The organism is Bacillus sp. AP50, assembly GCF_040492675.1.
GTDB lineage: Bacteria > Bacillota > Bacilli > Bacillales > Bacillaceae_G > Bacillus_A > Bacillus_A cereus.
In genome coordinates this window covers 1-1,042 of sequence record NZ_JBEUTW010000790.1, presented here as the reverse complement: position 1 = coordinate 1,042, position 1,042 = coordinate 1, and the positions used below count along the sequence as shown (strand labels likewise).

Genomic DNA, 1,042 nt, shown 5'->3' with positions numbered 1-1,042 from the left:
GATAAAATAGGGAGTAAATAAGCTCGATTTTCATTAAAAGAAATAATAGTGACAGGAGATTCCCCAAATTTCTGAAGTACCCATATGAAAAATATTTGCAAACAAATCATCATCATCATATCAGGGACAGCTTCTAATATGAACACAATTCGGTTTATCCATTTTTTTATATAATCTTTTGCTAAAAAATAAAAAAATGCCATGCTAGATGATAAAAAGAGAGCAAGAAAAAAGGCTAAAAATAATATAGTAAATGAATATAGGTAAGGTTCTAAAACAGTTGGAAATAATGGTGTTTTTTTGAAATGGCCAAGCTTCGGGTCTGATCCTATAATCACTAATGATTCAGGGGAAAAAACCTGTTTTAACATAGTAACGGTCTGATTAAAAAAATAAATTGGTTGAAAGGTAAATCCTTGTTGAGTGATAAATAAATAAGGTAAATTTAATAATAGTAAGAGTGATAAAAGAATTGATGAAAGCTTAATTGTGAATTGAGATATTTTATTTAACATTAAATCCCTCCGACATCTTTTTACAACATTATACAATAAATTTCGTGTTATTGTTTTTATTTTTCTGAAAAATAAAAATACTTTTAGGTTTTATAGTATGCAAGATATATTTACAAGGTAAAAAAGTGATAGTAGGGGGGCCACGCTCTATGTTTATCAAGATAAAAGACTAGTGAACCTAAAACAATAAATAAGAGCAAAATGCACAGAATTCTCATTCTGCGGTTAGTTACTTTTCTTGGCTTGATGGTGATGTTACGTGACCGCTAAAAATGAATATTGCTTTTCAACTCTTTCTTCAAGCAAATAAGTAGAACGTATGGAGGACTATGTATGTGTTGTTAATGAGAGGAAAGAGTGTATTGCGTAACGAAAATGTAGTATATAAGTGAAATGGAATGAGGGGATTTATTTTTTGATATGAAAAAAATTTTCTTTTTATAACTTGATAAATGAAAAAATATTTTATATACTAATTCATGTAAACGGTTTACTAAATCGTATTTTGCTAGAAATGAAGGGAAGAT

Annotated in this window: 1 pseudogene; it reads right to left on the bottom strand. The window is 28.4% G+C overall.

The window, feature by feature from the left end:
• A pseudogene (locus ABWK52_RS29520) lies at positions 1-515 on the bottom strand (ABC transporter permease subunit); the annotation flags it as partial.
• Between the last annotated feature and the right edge of the window lie 527 nt (positions 516-1,042).